Below are 17,193 nucleotides of genomic sequence, written 5' to 3'. Positions count from 1 at the left end.
AACATATCCGGAGGCGTTTACTATGCTGGTATTTTTTTGATTATCAGTGACCCGTTTATTAAATAGCACAGAAACTTGATAGTTACATCCAGTTAAACCCCTTGAAATTAGGAAGTATACTAAACTTATCCCGAATTACATCGAATTTATCGTAGTATCCACGCCCTTCAATCATACAATAGGAATAATCGTATACATTTTTGAATTTATCTATCAATTCTTTAGTTTTATTAATTATAATTTCAAAATTTTTCTCTGAAGCAATTTTATTGTTAATGCCCCACCTATCGTCTAGTAATATACTGCTTCCTATAAATTCGAAACTAATTTGATGTTCATACGTTTTATCAGTAACGTATTCACTTATATTCATATAATGTCCATTAACATTGAGAATCGGAATATATGCATTTTCTTGTTTTTCTCGAAAAAAGAAATCTGCCATTAAATTAGAATCTTGTTGATAATATGTTTTTAGGCTCCCAAATGCTGAGAAACCATAATCCAATATAGTCTTTTTTGATAGTATTTCCAGAAATTCCTTCTCACAACCTAAATTGTCTAATTTAGTAAATCTAATTGGTTCTAACTCTTTTTCTTGATGGAGTAATACCTCTCTTTTTAATAAACTCTTGTCTATCCCGAAATAATGTTTAGAGGAAAAACCATTCTCTTTATATTGAAAATAAACTGATTGAGGTATAAAATAATTCTTGAATATTTTCTTTACTAGGAAAGCTAAAGCCTCAGTGGGATTGCTGCTCTCCTTAAAATATACCTCCACTGAAAATATTGGTCCGCCCATATTATCACCCTATTGCTAGCATATTTCCTGTTCCATCATATAACACTACTTTATTAATTACATATGGGCGGTTATTAGCTTTTAAAGTACCTTTTGCTCTCTCTATAGACTCCAATAAAGTTTCTTTATTAGCAAATTCAGTAGCTTTATTAACTTGTATATGGAGTTCTTTAATATCTTCAGTTGTACTTTCTAGTTGTTTTGATTTCTTGGCTATTGTATCTTTCAATACTCCTGTAAAATCATTTGCAGATTGTATGGGAATACTAGGCTGTATTGTCGTCACTTCTCTTCCGATTTTTCGTCCATCATTCATCGTAGCTACAATATCAGCTCCTTCACCACCTGTTCCAGCAAACCTGATATCTTTTATTGGCTCGTCAAACTTGCTTATGGTACCAGCAGTCTTCTGAGATAGCTCACCGCTATGTTCGATTATTAAACCTTCCAGTCCATTTTTGACCTTGCCGATATCAATTCCCTCACCAGCATACTTCCTTACTAAATCATTCGAAAATCCATAGGAGCCTTTGAGGATCGTCACAGCTCCCTGATAAATCTCATCCAGCAGGCGAATTGAATGATCAGGTATGACCTTTACAATATATTTGCCGACTTCCGTTATCTTGTGCGGGAAAGCTTTTACAAATTTCAATAACTTTGCTGACATTTCCGGCACTTCATCAGCAACCACTGTCGCCGGAAATGCAGATAATAATCCTGTACCCAGAGTAACGCCAGCAGTGAACCAATCACCATGCCAGGCATTTGCGACTACGTCTCTGGCTGTTGCTGCCCACTCAACATAAGGTGTAAGACCTGCGGCAATTGTGCCTCCAAGATATGCCATATTATCATGTCTGGGATCTCCTAATCCAATATCTCCCAAAACATATCCCAGAGAGGCTTCCAGAAGGAATGAATACTCTGATTTAAATGGATTCGTTCCAGCATCCAGCTCCTGTTTGTCATTTAACCTATCGCCGTCTGTGTCCGTTTTCATCGGATCGGCTTTATACTCGTAGTGATAGCCATCGTACAGCGATTTATCCCAGCCGTATAGAGTTGCAAGGGAATCATAAAGAAGCTTGTTCCCGGGGTCGTAAACAATGCGTCCCATTTCATAGCCATCCGTCAGTCCATCGTTGTCGCTATGTGCATTGCCTGCGTACGATTTAACAAAAGCATTGGGGAAAGCCACACGCATACCATTGGTTTCCTCATAATCCGTCAAACCGTCGCCATCACTGTCAAGATTACTGGAGAAATCACCGCATGCGTTGTTATTTCCTTCGCTGACCTCTGCGATCAAATTAGCGGGGTCAACTTTCACGCATATCTGGGTTGTGCCGGATTTAACAGTCCATTCTATTGAGGTCAAAGCTGAACTTCCAGTGGCTATACTCGGAATTGTTGTGGTGCCTATAAGCGTACCGCTCTGGGTGTTCTCCCTGAACTCCACTTTAACATTAGAAGCTGGACCCTGCCCGGTGTTATGTACATTAGCCTTTATCCTCATCCTGTCGCCTATCTTGAAAATTTGTCCTGGAATCTTCCAGTTCACATACCACTGGTTAAACCAGTCGCGAGGTGTAGCTATTCCATAAATAGAGAGATGGTTGGTGTTGCCCCAGACATAGTTGCCAGTTGTGTTGATACCCTGGTCTGCAACTAACTCAAGGGCATTGCTTGTCTCGTTATAATAGAATAGCTTGAGTTCTGATTCTAGAATACTACCGAGAATTGATTCATTGTAATAGATTTTGACAGAAACTGAGTTTACCTGCGAACTTGTTGAGATATCTACAGTATTAACAACTCCAGGCAGGCTGGACATGAGGGCTGACGAGTTATCTTTTGCAAGCACGATGCTCTTGCCTACATCTCCAACGCCGTTTATGATCGCTTCAACACCTGCTGTGGAGTTCTTAAAGGTCTGGGTATAGCTTTCTTTTCCATCGAATATTCCGTTTCTGTTAGAATCCGGATTGAGCGGATTAGTGCTGAGCCTGAGTTCGCTATCATCCTCCAGGCCATCATTGTCCGTATCTTTGTTGAGTGAATTTATCTTGAGAATATTTATCTCGTAACCATCTTTGAGAGTGTCATCATCTGTATCAGGATTGAGCGGGTCTGTACCCAGTGATTGTTCCTGCATGTTGGTTAAGCTGTCAGTATCAAAATCTTCATTTGCATCTGTTATAGCATTTCCGTCAGTATCTGTAGAGGTCGGGTAGGTTCCTGTTTTAAATACCTCAAACCAGTCGGTCAGCCCATCACTATCGCTATCGCCTGCAAATGGATTAGTTCCGAGCCTGAACTCCTGTAAGTTAGTAAGTCCGTCTTTATTGAAATCCTCCTGGTCATCAGGAATCATATTTGCGGCTTCGTTTGATGTTGTTTTTGTTGAGTCGGAATCTGCATTAAGTGGGTCTGTTCCGGTAACGTTGATTTCGTACCAATCTGGCAGTTTGTCCTCATCTATAAGGATTGTCTTATTCCATGATGCAGAGTTGCCTGCACGGTCTATTGCTGTTACGATAAAGTCATTTATGCCAAGTATTACGTTTGTTTTGTATGTCGCAGAGCCGTTATCAAGAGCTACAGGTGCATTGTTGACAGTAGCATTTGTATCTGCTTCTGTGGTAATTAAAAGCTGATATTCTAAATTATTTATGGTTGGATAGACGTTCAATTCAGAGACTGAGAGCGCTGGCGGCGTGTTGTCCACCTGCACCCACACCTCCTTCTGTGCCGTATTTCCTGCCATATCCACAGCCATTGCAGTTATCGTGTGCCAACCGTCGGTATAGCCCGTGGTATTCCAGGCATATGTGGAATTATTTGTGACAAATATTCCGTTAATGGCCAGGGTGGTATTTTCAGGATTAATGTCATAAATATCCGCAGCTATGTTGATCACACCGCGGACCAGGCTTGCGTTCACAGGAGAAGTGATATTAACCTCTGGCCGGGTGTTATCTATGGTAATATCCACGATCCCTGAAGCTTCATTTCCTGCCCTGTCCCGTAGATAAACCCCGATTGCATGCTGTCCATCCGGGTAGGAGAGGGTGTTCAGCAGGTAAGGTAATGTTCCTGAGACATTAACGCTGTCAATCCTGACATCTGTTATATCCGGGTTCGTCTCTGTTATATTTGCGTTCACCTCAATTTGCTGTTTCACGAAAGAGCCGTTTGACGGTGACGTGATATTTACAGCAGGCGGGGTGTTATCCACAATTACTGAAATGTTCCCGTAGCCTGTATTATTGGCAAGATCAATGCCCTGTGCCGATATTGTATAATTGCCGTCTGAATAATTCAAGGTGTCAAATGTATGGTTAACGGTATCTGAGACCGGCCTGTTATTGATAAACAGCGTAACGCTCTTCAGGTACAGGTCATAGGCGCTTGCGATTATTTCCCTGAAACCTCTTATTGCTTCATTGTTCCCTGGTTCAAGGATAGATACTTCGGGCTTCGTATTGTCCACGATGAATGATACGGTTTCCGTTGCGGCATTTCCAGCCGCATCCACTGCGTCCACCATAATGAAATGAACGCCGTCCGGATAGGCGGTTGAATCAAATATCCCGGTGAGCGGAACAGAGCCGTCAGCCGTCACTTCAGTATTCACAGGGGATATGTCTGTAACTGTGAAGTTGACCGCAGCGGTCCCGGATATGAACGAACCAACCGGCTTGATTATTCGAATAGCCGGCGGCGTCATGTCGATATGGAATGTAAATGAGCTGTCCGCTGTGTTGCCTGCAAGGTCGCGGGCTGTTATATTGATTCGGTATGTACCCTCGATTATAATTGGCGCGTTCTGGGTGTATGGATTGCCATTTACAAGGATAATAAGGGTATCCGGGTTCTCGTCCGTCATGTTTGCCGTTACGGAAACTGACGTATTGTAATACCTGCCGTCATCCGCACCGCTGTATGAGATTACGGGAAGGATCGTATCCACAATAAGTGTGATGTTGTTTGTACCGGTATTCCCGAAATTATCGATTACGGTCGCATTGATATGGTTTTTGCCTTCATTAAGGTTGAGTGCAGTTTCGAAAATCCCATCTGTCAGGTTGAGCGTGGATGGGATGCCGTTCACTTCCAGGGTAATGCTGGATAGCGTATATACTGCCGCATCCTCCACATGTCCTGTGAGATTGATGGTTGTGCGGTTGATGTACATGCCGCGTATCGAATCGAATACAATTACAGGTTTAATTGCAGCATCCAGCCTGGTGACCTCGGAAGTCGCATGTTCCCAGGCATCTTCGAAATGCTCGATGGCATCAATGGGCTCGCCTTTCTGTATCTTTTCAATTGCCTTATCGAAGTCTTTTTGGGCTTTCTCAATATTTTTATGTTCTTTATGTTTTGGATTATCGCCGTTACGCGAAGTAGCCTGTAACGCATCCGTGATAGCCGTCTGTGCAATGTTCCTGTCAGCCTGTACGAGGTTTATGAGGGTTTCTATGAGAATATCATCATCAGGTAACTGGTCTTTGCTCTTTGAGATAATTTCCAGGATGTTCTGGGCTGAAGTTTTTTCAGACTTGAATACAGGCGTCTTAATATCAATTCCAGGCCCCTTATCGTTTTCATCTTTATCTGCGCTGTCATCGTCGTTATTATCGTCATCGTCGTTATCGTCGGATTCCTGGACAGGTTTCAGATGGTTTTTATCATACCATAATCCGCTTGCAACACTTTTTGTTATGTAAAGTTTAGCCTTATCCAGTTTTTTGGTTATGTCCTTGTTGTTCTTATTTTCAACAGGGTTTAATGATGAGAGATTCCCGTATGCCTGCTGTTTCAGGGTCAAAGGAGAAGTAAAATCAGGCTGTAATGATTCCAGGCGGTTTTTGAGCTTATTATGGGGCTTTTCGTCAGTATCTTTAGAATCATCTTCGGGTGCATTATTATTCCTTGTATCGCTATTATTTGTTTTTGAGCTATCTTTTGATTCACTGCCCGGCGTTACTTTGGTATTTCCAATGCTTTCGTTATGATCATTAGCAGATGTCTCATTATTCCTTGTATATCCTGCAGACAGGGCACTGCTGATAGGGGCAGTAATGAGGATTATAGCCAGCAGGATAGATAGCAATTTGCCGAAAATACGTATATTGCCCATGGTCAGATCACCTTTTCGAAAATGATATCAATCGGAGTGATGGAAAGGTCAGGAAGAAGTATAGGTGTAGGCGTGGGCGTGGGAGTCGCTACAGGTTGAAGCGTGAAATCAAGATGTGTAAAACCGCTTCTTTTATCCATTATATAAACATAATTTGTTTCTGGAAGGTAGCCTGCAAGGGATGCTGTTACATCATGCCAGCCAGTTGAAGCAGACAGTACATACTGGTTGTCGCCATAGGATGTTGTAGATTCTCCCGTATCCACTGTTATGATTATGTAGCTGAGTGATTCTCCTGTGGTGCTTGTGACATAGCCGGTAAGCACACCTTTAGTAGGGGATGGGGTCTGTGTTGGAGTTATGGTTGTTACCGGGGTTGGAGATGGCGTTGGGGTCGGTGCTGGAGTTTGTGTAGGCGTGGGAGTTGCCGCAGTCTTTACAGTTGTATATGCAGTATCCTGTACTGTCCAGTCTCCCCACAGGAACGATTTTGTCTGTAGTTCAGCCTTCCAGCTACCTTTAGCATCGCCAGTGTAAGTGTATTTTGAAGTCCAGCCGTCAACGTAATTCGGCCAGTCAAATATCGCAACTACCTGGTTTGACGGGTTGTATAGCAGCGTCCTCTCATCCGTCGTGGTAAATCCCCTGTCCCAGATGTCCATAGTTTCACCTATCAGGTATTCTGATTTTCCAAAAGCAACCTTACCTTCAGCCAGACTTATATCAAGGTATATCGGCAGGGTCATATTCGCAAGGGAAGCATAAGAAAATCTTGCCGAAATGTAGAGGATTCCATCCATTTCATTGATCAAATAATGCCCCGAAATCATATTGTTTAATGCATCTTTAGCAAGAGGCTGCGGGAGTTCGAACTGGAACCTGTCTGAAGCATCATAGAATTTTATTTCATTCGTTTTTGTTTTTAATCCGTTCCAGTTTATTTCAGCGCCATATTCATCAATATATTTTAATTTTAAATCGCTATTATATACTGCTACAGATGAAAGTGTCATCCAATCATTATTACTTACAGATGAAGGCAGTTCATTCAAAACATATACTTCTTTTATCAACAGAGGGTTTGAAAGATACTGCAATTGGCCCCCCAGCCCATATGCATTATCAAAATAAATCATATCGCTTGTATTCTGTATCTGCGAATCCCGGGCAGAACCAAGTTTTCGGGTAGTCTCACCCGAATCATCCGTATAGGCTATGCTTCCGGGAAGGAATATGAAACTATGGTCATTGATAACGAATTTGAAACCGTTTGTGTTCATGTTGCTAAAATAAGCCGTGTAATTTATTCCAGTTGCCATGAGGGTGTACGAATAATCATCGCTTGGTAAAATTGCAGCGCTGGACGGCAAGGTTAAAAGTAGTATTGTATATAAGCTGAGTAACAACATTCTTGTTTTTGCAGTCATGTTTCCTCGTGTATGACTGGAGAAAGAATTTTAAACTATATAATACTTTTCGCAATTATTGTTATTATGATTATAATGAAATAATGTCCGGATAAAATAACAAAGCGGGAGATTATTTCTTCATATACTCCCTCAAAACAGTCGTCGCATAACTTCCTTTCTGTAAAGAGAACTCAAGTACGACTTTCGCCTTCCCTTCATTTTTCTCATCCTCACCAACATTGAATTCTGGTTTAAAAGGCACTATTATCTCCCTTCGCAGCCCCTTTGATGCCAATTCAGGCATGGCCGGGACTTTGAAACCCTCAACGTCAATATTTAATTCCGCAACGATAGCCCTCTCAATTTCCCCTGCCTGTCCTTCTGCGAACTGTGTTTCATACCCCACAAGAGGCGCCGTGACAAAAGCCCTGCCCCTGTTGATAAGATTATTTATCCCGTCAAGATTATCCGCAGTTACCTTCTGGAGCCTTGAAGTATCGGGTAATCCCATTTCGTTCTTGAAGCATACGATATCCCCCTCATAAGCCTCGTTGATCGACATGCCGGATCCGATGCGGCGGCTCAATATAATGTTGAAAATATATGACTGGTAGGCATGCAGGAACATTGACATTAATTTTGGCGATAAAGCCCGAAAAGCCCCGGCATAATCATCAGGATGTGCTATCAGGTGGCTCATCATAGCCCTTTCGAACTGCAAATGAAGAGGATATATTTTCACTCCTTCCTTGAAATCTCCTGTTTCATACACGAACTGGCGCGCCTTTCTAATTGCCTCATTCTCTTCAGGATATGCTTTTGAGATATAGGTCAGGGACGCTTCTTTGATATCCCCCCTGAGGATCGCTTCACCCACGACATGTGTCACAGGCCTGTTCTCCCCGAATCTTTGCACCCCGAAAAAGTTGGGAACTCCCTTTTCAAGTTCATGGGTTATAGACGTTACGCGCTCCAGGGTCTCTTGCTCTGGAAGATCGATATTTCGTATAGTGATATTGAAACGATTGCCCCAGAGGTCTCCAAGGCTCACTTTTTTATTTGAGCGCCCGATCGGTTTGAATTCTATATCCTTCAAATGCACACGTGCAAGGTCATCTTCTGAGATATCCCATACACTTATTTTCTGCTTCGTGATCGCGCGCTTGTCCTTTGTGCCTGCCCATCCGAATCGTGTCTGGCTTATTCTCAATATGCGCGCAAGATCGCGCACAAGATGATGGATATCCCAGTTCGTCTTTGTGAGTTCAGCTATAAGGTATTGTCCATTCGTTGTCTCAATCCTGTTCGTCAGTTCCTCGACGCAGAAATCTTCTATTTCCTGCCTTATGACGCCGCCGATGCCCGGAGTTTTGGAATAATGAAGGCCGATGCCTATAGTAATATCTGTAGTAATGGTAATTGCCTCGTTAAATTGATTACTACTTTAACTCCACAAAGAAATAAACATTGCCTTCATTCCTGATCGTTGAAGGTATGCCAGTTTCATAATTATGGGATGAATTTCCAATGCCTGTACCAGCATTGATCCCTGTTATAAACACAAGTTCTTCACCGTCGTCCCCATAATCGCTATCCCCATTATCTTTAGTCGTGTCCCATAGTATTCCTGTAATGAACGTGGAATTCTCTACTGACGTATAATTGGTGGTATTGGTACTGTTGACGATCGCCACATTATCTATTGTCCTCCCATAAACCGTGAAACTCGTGACGTTCCTGGGGGCAGTACCATTCAGGCTGAAAAGTTGCGTGATATTATTGTTAATAAAACCTGTTGCATTGTTGCTTCCGGGTGTCATGTTGAGAAGCTCATCTGCTCTCTGGAAATTGTTCTGTGCAATTCCTCCGTTCTTTTTCCTTCCCAGAGCATGAAGATTGTTATAATCAAAGGACGGGATGCTGGAGACAAAAACATTTCCCTGATTGGTATCCCAACTCCAGTTGATGAGAGAATTCCCGGTTTGACCGGCCAGGGTAATGTTCCCGGAAATGTTGCCGTAGTATTTTTGCCACGCAGAGACATTAATAATTTTTGAAGCATTGTTGTTGCTATCATCAGTCTCAATAAGGGTATTTTCAGGATCCGCTTTTATTGAAATATTATGGGTACCTATGATGGAATTCCAATAAATTGTGGCATTCCCGCTACTGCCTGCGCTTATATCTGTGATCGTGGCATTTGCAATATTATTGCCCGGTTCCGGAGAACCATCATAGAAACTTACATTAATATTACTTGCATCTCCCAATCCTCTATTATAAACAGCAGCATTTATGGTTACATTCACGTTTTCTTTGACCTCTCCATTTTCAACTTCAGATAATACATACGAGAAAGATATATTATCCTGAGTCAAAACAAGGTCTGGAATTTTTGCCAGGGGAAGGTAATCAATGTTTGAAGCATCAAGTGCATAAGAAGAATCGCAAATATCATCGCCATTCACATCAGTACATGTCTGCGAGAATCCCGTTCTGTTCGGATATGCCCAGTAATTTCCTCCCAGATTAATGCCTGTAATTATATTTGTGCCCTCTATCTTCGTTGTGTTCCATGTGTTAGGTGCATCAACATTATAATTATTGGTATTGTTAAAATGGTTATTATAGATGGTATTGTTGCCGGAAGAAGATAAGTAGATACCATAATTGCTGTTCGACGTCATGATATTTCTGGCCAGTGTATTGTTATTTGATGAAGTAAGGTTGATTCCGATATTATTCAATTCCTGTGTATTGTCGGTAATAGTATTATTGTTTGAATTATCAAGATAAATACCATTTACATTCGAGACCGCCGTTATCCCGGTGATCCTTCCGGATGACGTATTCTGGTAAGATATTCCATAAAACCAATCGCTTACTGTTAGATTCCTCACTGTTATGTTTGTATAATTTGTACCTGCCTGCACACCATAGGAATCTGCTTCATCAATTCCATCGATAGTATATCCGCTGCCATCAAAATCAACATTATCTGCCAGTATCCTGATACACGGGCTGGTGTTATCCAGGATATCCGTTGTTAAGGTGTATGAGCCGCTATCATTTATATACATACAGGAATTGACACCTGTGGCAGCGTACACGGGTAGGATAATGATTGTGATCGATACGAATATCAGTCCTATAATGACATTTCTCATATCCTCTTTTTTATTCATTATTCAAGACCATTACATCATTATGAGCATGATATTATATATTATTTTCCCCAAATCATTATATAATATAGTAGTCATATATTAATGATAAGCATAATGATGAAAAAATCCCCCCGAAGTTGGATCATAAAGGATTTAATCTATATGCAAAAAATACGGAGGAATTAAAATATGAAGAATGTTAACTTCAATACAGCGCTATCCGCAGCAATTTTAGTTCTGGCGCTATTTTTCATAGCCGGGACTGCATCCGCTGCCATAGGTGATAATGATCTGGATAGAAGCTTGATAATAAACGGAACAAACGAAACTCAACCACTCAGGACTGGTCAAAATTCCAGTCAATCCGCAGGGGGATATATTACCCAGATTGACCTGTATCAGCAAACCAACCAGACCCAGAACTGGCAGGGCTACTTTGGTAACGTATCAGGTATTATAACATTGAGTGGCTCTAACGGTACCGAGATGTATAATTGGACAGTTAATGTCACGAACAGATCCATTTATGCAATAGACAATAGTACTTTTACGGCCTGGGATACACTCTTTGAGGCCAATATCACTAACCTCGACCAAATTTGGTTTGGTGGTGAAGTAATGCCAGATACAATCAAGAATACCTATAAAACAGGTGATGGAAATAGGACTTTCGTAGATACATCAATAAATGCTTCACATGTACATACTACAAATGGTTTTCTGGACCATGTGATTCAATCTGTTGATACTAACGCTACAGTAACTAAAGGTGAAGTATTATGGGCAGCTGTCGTTGTAGCACCTCAGCTAAACTACAAAAGCGAGTATTCAAACTATGAATTGCTTGTTCCTGTAAATGGAACCTCACCTAACGTATATTACTTCTACATGGAACTTCCATAGCCGTAGTTGGATCCTTGATCCAACTTCTTTTTTTTTTAATGCGAAGGTTTAATATATAAGTTTATATTATCATAGTAATGATGAGTTTAGCCTACAAGTTATTGTTATTATTATTTTTGTTTGCAGGAATATCGATACCAAGCGCCTCTGCAACACCTGACCAGGTGGTTATTAATTCCGCAGATTGGCAGGATGTTTACCTTGGCGCACATTATGCAGGCTTTAATAATATAAAATCCAGTTTTCTCATAAGCAGTGAACATGCTTCAATACTCTTTAATACCCTGGATACAACAAAAAAAAACATACTCCTTGTGGAATCTGATAAAGCACCTTTTGCTTTCAGCTATAAGACCAGCCTTGAAGGCGCTGGTTTTACAGTCGAGGAAATAATTGCTTCAGGAACAACACTTAATACAGAGCTTGCTAAAAGGGCAAATACAACTGATTTTATAGTTGTAGACGATTCATCCGGATATAATGCCATTTCTATTGCGCCTTATGCTGCCCAGGAAAAATTTTTTGTCTTATTTGCCAATAAAAAGAATATTGATGAATTATACTCCTTCCTGAAAGCCAATGGTGTAAACAGGATAATAATTTACGGCTTTTTGGATATAGAGGTCAAAAGCAAACTGGCTGAATTCAAACCCGAGCTGATCAATAACGGATCAAGGTTCGATAATAATATTGACCTGTTGAAAAGATACAAAAGCATCACGCAGCTAACCCTTACAAACGGGGAATTTATCGAAGAAGGAATCATGTCAGGAAAACAACCCGTACTTTTAATAGGAAGAGAGAGAGTTCCTGACAGGGTTGTTGAATATATAAAAGAAAGCGGCATAAAAAAAGGCCTTGTCATCGGAACTGAGCTTTCAGGTCTTGCATACCAGTTAAAACAAATAACAAATATGACTATTTTTTTAAAGTTCGGCCAGGGTTTAACAAACGCTGGTGGCTCCTCCGAAGTCAAAGCGCTTGATATGTTCCCTCTTCCGAAATATGAGCTTTCAATTGATATTAATTCAGTTAGATATAATCGTGCTACAAAGGACCTTGAAGTGACCTACGAAAATAAGGGATATATGGGAGTATATTTGAGATCATCTATCGAGATTTTATCAAAAGGTGTGAGAATAACCACTCTTGGTGATAGGGAACCTGTCTATGTGAACCGCGACAGTATGGTGACTATGGCCTATAAAACAGAATTGAACGGCCAGAACCTGACTGCAAAATTCACAACAATGTTCGGTGAAGTTCCAGGATCGTTTGAACGTGTCCTTTATAAGGAAATGATGGTTGAGATGATAGACATATCAGATAGTTCATCGCTTAATATTTCAAAGGTTTCCTATGATAAAAAAGCTCATAAGTTAAAGGTAGGGATCACAAATACAGGCGCAGTCGACGCATATACGAAGGCTCAGGTAAAGTTCCTGATATATGGTGAAGAAACAATAATGGTCCAGGATAAAGCAATGCTCCTTGAAGCTGGCGCTTCAAATGATGCGGTTTTTATTACAACCTTGAGCGACACTAATATTGAAGAGAATCCCCGGATCAATGTTCGCGTAAATTACGGCCAGAGAGAATCTGCACTGGTAAAAGTCATTGAAGGGAATTATCCCCTCCTGATATCAAGTGATTATGTTACCCCGATACTTGTATTAGTCCTGATAATAGTAGTAGTAATGTTCCAGATGTACAAGACGAAAAAACTCGGGAATTTTCTAAAAAAATCGAAGTGATCAAAATTAAATTCTATCATGCTAACCTTGAAAATATCAGCAGGCTAACAAAAATCAACATAACTGAAATATATATTTTCAGGCGATTAGCATTTGTATTCCTGATAATTCGTGGTCCTACCTGCCCTCCAATAACAACTGATGGCACTACGAAAATTAGCGCATTAATTAGTACCGTTCTATTCTCAAAAAGTTTATTTACAAAATCAGGGTTCATTCGGGTAATGGCAGCCACAAAATCAACAATAAACAGGATAACGATCGTTGAACCGATGACCTGTGACGGGCTTTTTATTCGTTCATGATCCCACATCCCGGGCATTATCAACTTGCCAAGACCCGTAGCAATTAATCCTTTCAGGAAACCACCTGCAAAACCCAATTCCCGGTAAATTCTCTGGTGTTTGGGCTGTTCTTTCCTCGAAGTGATACTGACAATGAGCTGATACATCCCGAATATGAATATGAAAGAACTGAAAATGAATATAAGATGATTTCCATTAACATAAGATGACATAAGAGAACCGATGACAGCAGCCGGTACTGAGGGGATTAAATATTGTCTGACAATGTACCAGTTGATCGTTCCCTGGTAAATATTTCTTGTCACGCCACTTCCAAATCCAAAAAGCATCGTAATAAGCGCCAGCCAGAAAGATACTAAAGGGTCGATCTTGATAAAAAATATATACACCGGTATCCAGAAATTAGCCCCTGAGATACCAGCAGACATCGAGAGGATGGAAATGATTATTCCAACAGGGAAAAGATACCAGAAGGTGAAATCCATTATGGAACCTCGCTTATTTCCCTGCAAGCATCTCCCTGATTTTTTGTCCTATTTCTTTTGCTTTCTCAATGATATCCTTTTGACCCTCTATTGATATATATTTATCCTTTGATGGCATGGCTCCTTTGCCAAACAACAGCGGAACTCCGCTTATCCCGCAGGTGCCTCCATATCCGCATGAAAGACAGGCAATGTTTCCTGTTCCGCTTACTTTCCCGATTACATTGATCCCTTCCATTTGCATAAAAGCAGCGATCTGGTCAGCAGCATGGTCTACGCCTGGTATTCCCCGCCCGACCCCGACTGCTACTGCCACCCCAATTTTACCTTTATTGAGCATTCTTTGATGATGCATGGAATACATGCGTTCAGTCAGCATTTTTGTTCTTGAGTCAAGAGTACCATAGGTAGGATAGCCGCCAATAACAAGAGCCGCACATTCTTTGATCTTATTTTCAACAATATGCCAGTCGTCCTTCTGCCTGCAAATGTTGTCCCTGGCGCAGCCAAGGCATGCCCTGCACGGATGGATATTGTACTCTGAAAGTTTAATGAATTCGTAATCAAGACCCGTAGCTTCAAGAACTGTTTTGACCAGCCTGTCAGTGTTGCTGTTGTTAACAGGGCTGCCGCTTATTCCTAACACTTGCATTCTGAATCGCCTGCTGTTTTACTTTTGTTCTTTATCCTCTCTTTAATAAGCCTCCCGATTCTTTCTGCTTCTGCCATAACTTCGGGTTCATCCTTCACAGACCTGTAACTTTTCAGGAATTTAGCTGATCCGTGTGCATACGGTTTGTTATCAGGGAGGAGTTCAAGATACTCCTTATATGCTTCCTCAACGCCCAGGTCCATACCTGTCAGTTCTTTCGAGTATGCATTCCAGACCGTAAAGGCACAGGTTTCACCGGGTCCGCACACAAAACAGCATGGTGTACCTTTTGCTGTCATGCTTCCCACGATCTCCATACCCCCTGCGCGAAGGGCGTTTCCAAGCCATTCACCAACCATTTTTTCAGCAGCTACCCCGACAGCGACTGTTGCAGCAAACTTACCTGCTGTCAGGAGTTTTAAGTGCCTTTTTGAATATAGCCTCTCTATGAACGCCTTTGTAAAAGCGCTTGCTGCGCCGTAGAATGTTGATGAACCGACAACAATAGCATCTGCTTCCATTACCTTTTTGGAAAGCCATTTAAAATCGTCATTGATTATGCATTCATTGGTCTGGACGCATTTCATACACGCGATACAGGGACCTACTTTTATAGATGAGAGCTTGAAAAATTCTGTCTGTGCTCCCGTAGCCTCAAGTATCGCTTTTACCAGTGTGTCTGTGTTGCTGTCTTTTGTCGGACTGCCGCTTATTCCTATAACTTTCATATTTATTCTCTTAAAAAAAATATCATATGAAAAAACAGGGCCTAGAGCCCTGCTCTTTCAACGATTACATCCGCAACCTTTTTTGCGTTCTTAAAAGGAAAATCGCTTGCTTTTAGCAGTTTTCCTGCCTGGCCTGCCGTCACTTCAATGTCGCCTGCCTTGCATGTGGTATTGGCGCCGTCCGGGAATGCGGACAGGAGTTGTTCCGGCGTCTTTATCGGGAACTTTGCGCCTGCAAGTCCTCCGACGATCTGTGCATGTATCTCTTCTTTTACGCTCATGATTTTTCCTCCGTCATTGCTTTTATCTCACCTGCTGTTCTTGAGATAGGGCAGCCGCTGGCATGTTTTTCACATTTGAAACATGCGCTTTTTACGGCATCTAACGACTTCTGTGCTTCTTCTTTTGTCACTTTTTTGTTTGTATATTTCCATTCAGGCATTTAATTCACCTCGAGAACATATTGGCAGGTTATTAGCATATACTTAGCCGTCATAAAACTATACCAACTACATTTTAATATACGAACATGACCTTTAAGGTTGTAATAGAAACTTTAGAATAGAATTTTTATAACCTGATTCACATTTTGTTGGCCATTAATTTTGTATTCTTTGCTGCCCTCATCAGGCGCAGCGCTGGCTTTAAATAAGTTCAAAGCTAATATTATCATGCCTTCGGGCGATGTCTGGGGTTTAACCATTCTTGGTAAGTTCAGTTGAACCCCGCACGATTTCTGTAAACTCTTATAATTATTTATAATTTCTGTGACAACTGCTTACATATCGATACATTATACATATTTCTAATTTTAATTTAATGGCACATATGTACGGGCATCATGCCGCCTCTTCTATCAACTTCAGGAACACCCGCTGCAAATCCATTCTCTCCTCCTCGAATCGGGATATGGTTCCGCCCATGGACTTCACAGCTACAGCTATCTCCATGCGCGTTCCCACATCTGTCAGCAGCGATATATGACCGTTAACCGGCTCAACAGAACGCACACCATTAACTCCTTTCAATCCCTCTAAGACCCTCTGCACAGGCAAATCCTGGACTTCAAGTGTAAACCTTACACCTACTTTTTCCCTCACCCTATCCCTGAGTTCCTCCACCGTACCTACGGCAAGCAGCTTACCGCGCGCAATCACCCCGATCCTGTCACATATTTCCTCAACCTCTGCCATGCTGTGGCTGCTCAGGAACACGGTCACACCCTTCTCTTTGCTGAGCTTCTTGATCAAATCGCGCATCATCTGGGCACCGAGAGGGTCTATTCCGCTGGTAGGCTCATCCAGGAACAGGACACCTGGCTCATTTATCAACGCCTGGGCAAGACCGAAACGTTTACGCATGCCGGTTGAGAACCCGCCTGTCCTTTGGTCTATGGCACGGTTAAGACCCACAAGCTCAAGCAGGTCAACGATCCGCTTCTCCCGTGTCTTTTCATCGATATCATAGAGCTTTGCATAGAACCTGAGATTCTGCCTTGCAGTAAGATTATCATAAAACCCGGCAGGTTCAGGCAAAACACCTGTTGCTTCCCTTATCTTAATGACTTCTCTCACAATATCAAAGCCTGCAACTTTTCCAGAGCCGCCTGTAGGCTCAAGCAAACCTATCAGCATCTTCATCGTAGTGGTCTTTCCTGCGCCATTGGGACCGACAAAGCCAAAGACCTCGCCCTTTTTAACGCCAAGGTTTAGCGAATCCACTGCAACAAGCTCGTTTTTCTTACCAAAACGCTTGGTAAGATTTATGGTTTCTATAATGTTCTCATTTTGATTGGTTTCTTGATTGGTTTCTTTGTCCATTTTTATTATATCCATT

General features: G+C 41.6%; 13 protein-coding genes. 2 read left to right on the top strand and 11 right to left on the bottom strand.

The window, feature by feature from the left end:
• Nucleotides 1-82 precede the first annotated feature (82 nt).
• The 5 genes from CL181_RS11000 to CL181_RS10980 all read right to left on the bottom strand — a co-directional run bounded on the left by CL181_RS11000 (nucleotide 83) and on the right by CL181_RS10980 (nucleotide 10,548).
• Complete coding sequence (locus tag CL181_RS11000; RefSeq protein WP_097299354.1) at nucleotides 83-805, bottom strand: hypothetical protein; 723 nt, start codon at nucleotides 803-805, stop codon at nucleotides 83-85.
• Nucleotides 806-809: 4 nt separating this feature from the next.
• Complete coding sequence (locus tag CL181_RS10995; protein WP_097299353.1) at nucleotides 810-5,954, bottom strand: Ig-like domain-containing protein; 5,145 nt, start codon at nucleotides 5,952-5,954, stop codon at nucleotides 810-812.
• A gap of 2 nt (nucleotides 5,955-5,956) precedes the next feature.
• A complete protein-coding gene (locus CL181_RS20920; RefSeq protein WP_097299352.1) occupies nucleotides 5,957-7,381 on the bottom strand; it encodes a carboxypeptidase regulatory-like domain-containing protein in 1,425 nt (474 codons plus the stop codon).
• Nucleotides 7,382-7,493: 112 nt separating this feature from the next.
• Nucleotides 7,494-8,783, bottom strand: coding sequence for a tRNA pseudouridine(13) synthase TruD (gene truD / locus CL181_RS10985; RefSeq protein ID WP_097299351.1), 1,290 nt, complete (start codon nucleotides 8,781-8,783; stop codon nucleotides 7,494-7,496).
• Nucleotides 8,784-8,802: 19 nt separating this feature from the next.
• The gene (locus tag CL181_RS10980) at nucleotides 8,803-10,548 is read right to left on the bottom strand and encodes a NosD domain-containing protein (protein ID WP_097299350.1); all 1,746 of its coding nucleotides are present in this window, start codon (nucleotides 10,546-10,548) and stop codon (nucleotides 8,803-8,805) included.
• Between the two features lie 171 nt (nucleotides 10,549-10,719).
• Between CL181_RS10980 and CL181_RS10975 the strand changes: the two genes are divergently transcribed.
• Together CL181_RS10975 and CL181_RS10970 are read left to right on the top strand one after the other, a co-directional pair.
• A complete protein-coding gene (locus CL181_RS10975) occupies nucleotides 10,720-11,433 on the top strand; it encodes a hypothetical protein (protein ID WP_097299349.1) in 714 nt (237 codons plus the stop codon).
• Between the two features lie 77 nt (nucleotides 11,434-11,510).
• The gene (locus tag CL181_RS10970) at nucleotides 11,511-13,187 is read left to right on the top strand and encodes a hypothetical protein (RefSeq protein ID WP_141398879.1); all 1,677 of its coding nucleotides are present in this window, start codon (nucleotides 11,511-11,513) and stop codon (nucleotides 13,185-13,187) included.
• Nucleotides 13,188-13,203: 16 nt separating this feature from the next.
• Here the strand turns inward: CL181_RS10970 and CL181_RS10965 are convergent, their stop codons facing one another.
• The 6 genes from CL181_RS10965 to CL181_RS10945 form a co-directional block, all read right to left on the bottom strand.
• The gene (locus CL181_RS10965) at nucleotides 13,204-13,977 is read right to left on the bottom strand and encodes a sulfite exporter TauE/SafE family protein (protein WP_141398878.1); all 774 of its coding nucleotides are present in this window, start codon (nucleotides 13,975-13,977) and stop codon (nucleotides 13,204-13,206) included.
• 13 nt (nucleotides 13,978-13,990) lie between these two features.
• Nucleotides 13,991-14,629 carry a flavodoxin family protein gene (locus CL181_RS10960; protein WP_097299346.1) on the bottom strand — a complete coding sequence of 213 codons (639 nt, stop codon included), beginning with the start codon at nucleotides 14,627-14,629 and terminating at the stop codon, nucleotides 13,991-13,993.
• Nucleotides 14,617-15,357 carry a flavodoxin family protein gene (locus CL181_RS10955; RefSeq protein ID WP_097299345.1) on the bottom strand — a complete coding sequence of 247 codons (741 nt, stop codon included), beginning with the start codon at nucleotides 15,355-15,357 and terminating at the stop codon, nucleotides 14,617-14,619. Before CL181_RS10955 ends, CL181_RS10960 begins: the two co-directional genes overlap by 13 nt.
• Nucleotides 15,358-15,398: 41 nt before the next feature.
• Nucleotides 15,399-15,638 (bottom strand): MTH865 family protein, encoded by a 240-nt coding sequence (locus tag CL181_RS10950; RefSeq protein WP_097299344.1) that lies wholly within the window; start codon nucleotides 15,636-15,638, stop codon nucleotides 15,399-15,401.
• Complete coding sequence (locus CL181_RS20420) at nucleotides 15,635-15,799, bottom strand: hypothetical protein (RefSeq protein ID WP_176505177.1); 165 nt, start codon at nucleotides 15,797-15,799, stop codon at nucleotides 15,635-15,637. The genes CL181_RS10950 and CL181_RS20420 overlap by 4 nt, the downstream gene beginning before the upstream one ends.
• 397 nt (nucleotides 15,800-16,196) lie before the next feature.
• Nucleotides 16,197-17,177 carry an ABC transporter ATP-binding protein gene (locus CL181_RS10945; protein ID WP_176505181.1) on the bottom strand — a complete coding sequence of 327 codons (981 nt, stop codon included), beginning with the start codon at nucleotides 17,175-17,177 and terminating at the stop codon, nucleotides 16,197-16,199.
• Nucleotides 17,178-17,193: the final 16 nt, after the last annotated feature.

This window comes from Candidatus Methanoperedens sp. BLZ2, from assembly GCF_002487355.1.
In the GTDB taxonomy this organism is placed as follows: Archaea; Halobacteriota; Methanosarcinia; order Methanosarcinales; family Methanoperedenaceae; genus Methanoperedens.
Note: the sequence above shows the minus strand (reverse complement) of the source record. Positions and strands in the feature narration are given on the sequence as shown.

Bases quoted from the DNA above. Each gene is read 5' to 3' on its own strand.
- CL181_RS11000 (WP_097299354.1), bottom strand. From the start codon at position 805: ATGGGCGGACCAATATTTTCAGTGGAGGTATATTTTAAGGAGAGCAGC.
- CL181_RS10995 (WP_097299353.1), bottom strand. From the start codon at position 5,954: ATGGGCAATATACGTATTTTCGGCAAATTGCTATCTATCCTGCTGGCT.
- CL181_RS20920 (WP_097299352.1), bottom strand. From the start codon at position 7,381: ATGACTGCAAAAACAAGAATGTTGTTACTCAGCTTATATACAATACTA.
- CL181_RS10980 (WP_097299350.1), bottom strand. From the start codon at position 10,548: ATGAATAAAAAAGAGGATATGAGAAATGTCATTATAGGACTGATATTC.
- CL181_RS10975 (WP_097299349.1), top strand. From the start codon at position 10,720: ATGAAGAATGTTAACTTCAATACAGCGCTATCCGCAGCAATTTTAGTT.
- CL181_RS10970 (WP_141398879.1), top strand. From the start codon at position 11,511: ATGATGAGTTTAGCCTACAAGTTATTGTTATTATTATTTTTGTTTGCA.
- CL181_RS10965 (WP_141398878.1), bottom strand. From the start codon at position 13,977: ATGGATTTCACCTTCTGGTATCTTTTCCCTGTTGGAATAATCATTTCC.
- CL181_RS10960 (WP_097299346.1), bottom strand. From the start codon at position 14,629: ATGCAAGTGTTAGGAATAAGCGGCAGCCCTGTTAACAACAGCAACACT.
- CL181_RS10955 (WP_097299345.1), bottom strand. From the start codon at position 15,357: ATGAAAGTTATAGGAATAAGCGGCAGTCCGACAAAAGACAGCAACACA.
- CL181_RS10950 (WP_097299344.1), bottom strand. From the start codon at position 15,638: ATGAGCGTAAAAGAAGAGATACATGCACAGATCGTCGGAGGACTTGCA.
- CL181_RS20420 (WP_176505177.1), bottom strand. From the start codon at position 15,799: ATGCCTGAATGGAAATATACAAACAAAAAAGTGACAAAAGAAGAAGCA.
- CL181_RS10945 (WP_176505181.1), bottom strand. From the start codon at position 17,177: ATGGACAAAGAAACCAATCAAGAAACCAATCAAAATGAGAACATTATA.